Origin of the sequence: Mesorhizobium sp. M4A.F.Ca.ET.090.04.2.1 (assembly GCF_003999085.1) — a bacterium.
Taxonomy (GTDB): Bacteria; Pseudomonadota; Alphaproteobacteria; order Rhizobiales; family Rhizobiaceae; genus Mesorhizobium.
The window spans coordinates 1-2,011 of sequence record NZ_RZOT01000755.1 but is presented as its reverse complement, the minus strand read 5'-3'; the positions used below and the strand labels follow the sequence as shown (position 1 = coordinate 2,011).

Sequence of the window (2,011 nt, the reverse complement as noted above, 5' to 3'; positions counted from 1 at the left end):
GGCCCGGCGCCGGTGACCAGCACGTCCTCGCCGACCAGATCGAAGGACAATGCGGTGTGGACGGCATTGCCCAAGGGATCGAAGATCGCCGCGATCTCGTCGGGCACGTCGTCGGGGATCGGCACGACATTGTGCTGCGGGATCGCCACGTATTCGCCGAAGGCGCCGGGCCGGTTGACGCCAACGCCGAGCGTGTTGCGGCAGAGATGCCCTCGCCCCGCCCGGCAGTTGCGGCAATGGCCGCAGACGATGTGGCCTTCGCCCGAGACGCGCTGGCCGAGCTTGTATTCGGTGACCGCGGCGCCGAAATCGGCGACCGTGCCGACGAACTCATGGCCCGTCACCATCGGCACCGGCACCGTCTTCTGCGCCCACTGGTCCCAATTGTAGATGTGCACGTCGGTGCCGCAGATCGCGGTCTTCCTGACCTTGATCAGCACGTCGTTGGGACCGATCTCCGGCACCGGCACCTCTTCCATCCAGATGCCCGGCTCGGCCTTGGCCTTAACCAGCGCCTTCATCATGTTGGACATTCTTTTGTTCCTTGAATCTCTTGATCCGGAATCGTTTTTCGGCGCTCAGGAAATCACGCCGAGCTCCCGTCCCACTGCGCCGAACGCCTCGACCGCGCGATCGATATCAGCGATGGAATGGGCGGCAGACATCTGGGTGCGGATGCGCGCCTGACCCTTCGGCACCACCGGGAAGGAGAAGCCGATGACGTAGATGCCGCGCTTCAGCATGCGCGCGGCCATCTCCTGTGCCAGAGCCGCATCGCCCAGCATCACCGGGATGATCGGATGGTCCGCGCCGGCGAGCGTAAAGCCGAGCTTGCCCATTTCGGAGCGGAACCGTTCCGCATTGGCATAGAGGCGCTCGCGCAAGGCGCCGCCATTGCGGATCATGTCGAACACCTTGATCGAGGCGCCGGCGATCGCTGGCATCAGCGTGTTGGAGAACAGATAGGGCCGCGAGCGCTGGCGCAGCCAGTCGACCACCTGGGCTTTGCCCGAGGTATAGCCGCCGGACGCGCCACCCAGCGCCTTGCCGAGCGTGCCGGTGATGATGTCCACCCTGCCTTCGACGCCGCAATGCTCGGCCGAACCGCGGCCATGTTTGCCGACGAAGCCGACCGCATGGCTGTCGTCGACCATCACCATGGCATCGTATTTCTCGGCCAGGTCGCAAACCCCCTGCAGGTTGGCGATGATGCCGTCCATCGAGAACACGCCGTCGGTGGCGATCAGCCGGAAGCGGCAATCTTTCGCCTCCTTCAGCCGGGCCTCGAGATCAGCCATGTCGTTGTTGACGTAGCGGAAGCGCTTGGCCTTCGACAGCCTGACGCCGTCGATGATCGAGGCATGGTTCAGCGCGTCGGAGATGATGGCGTCCTCCTCGCCGAGCAGCGTCTCGAACAGGCCGCCATTGGCGTCGAAGCAGGAGCCGTAGAGGATGGTGTCGTCCATGCCGAGGAAGGACGAGATCGTCGCCTCCAGCTGCTTGTGCTCCTCCTGCGTGCCGCAGATGAAGCGCACCGAGGCCATGCCGTAGCCGTAGCGGTCGAGCGCATGCTTTGCCGCGTCGCGCAATTCGGCGCTGTCGGCGAGACCGAGATAGTTGTTGGCGCAGAAATTCAACACCTTTTGGCCGGCAACCTCGATCTCGGCCGATTGCATCGAGGCGATCACCCGCTCGGACTTGTAGAGTCCGGCCGTTTTCAGCCCCGCAAGTTCGCTGTCGATGTGGGAAAGGAATGCTGTGGTCATGATCCAACCCTGTTCGGTTTGACGCGGACTGTCGCCCCGCGTGGCTGAAAAATCCACCGCAAAAGCGACGGCTTCGGTGGTGCGGCGAAAGCTGGATGACATCCCGTTTTGGCGGCGCGTTCGACGATGCGTTCAAATGCATGGTTGCGGCGAAAGGACATGATAACCATTTCCGCAGCTTTCCCCCTCTGCGGGCGCAACAGGCGGGGCTGCTTGCCTGCCTGTTAACCCTTTCAAGTCAATGG

The 2,011-nt window shown here is 63.4% G+C and carries 2 protein-coding genes; both read right to left on the bottom strand.

All coding sequences use genetic code 11. The features are described from left to right. A partial coding sequence (locus EN781_RS31430; RefSeq protein ID WP_148669371.1) for an alcohol dehydrogenase catalytic domain-containing protein occupies positions 1-533 on the bottom strand: 533 nt, incomplete at its 3' end. Positions 534-578: 45 nt separating this feature from the next. After that, entirely contained in the window at positions 579-1,766 is a 1,188-nt protein-coding gene (locus tag EN781_RS31425) for a glycine C-acetyltransferase (protein ID WP_126055053.1), read from the bottom strand. Positions 1,767-2,011 lie beyond the last annotated feature (245 nt).

What these genes read in the sequence shown, in the direction of transcription:
- EN781_RS31425 (WP_126055053.1), bottom strand. Translation starts at nt 1,766, where the DNA reads ATGACCACAGCATTCCTTTCCCACATCGACAGCGAACTTGCGGGGCTG.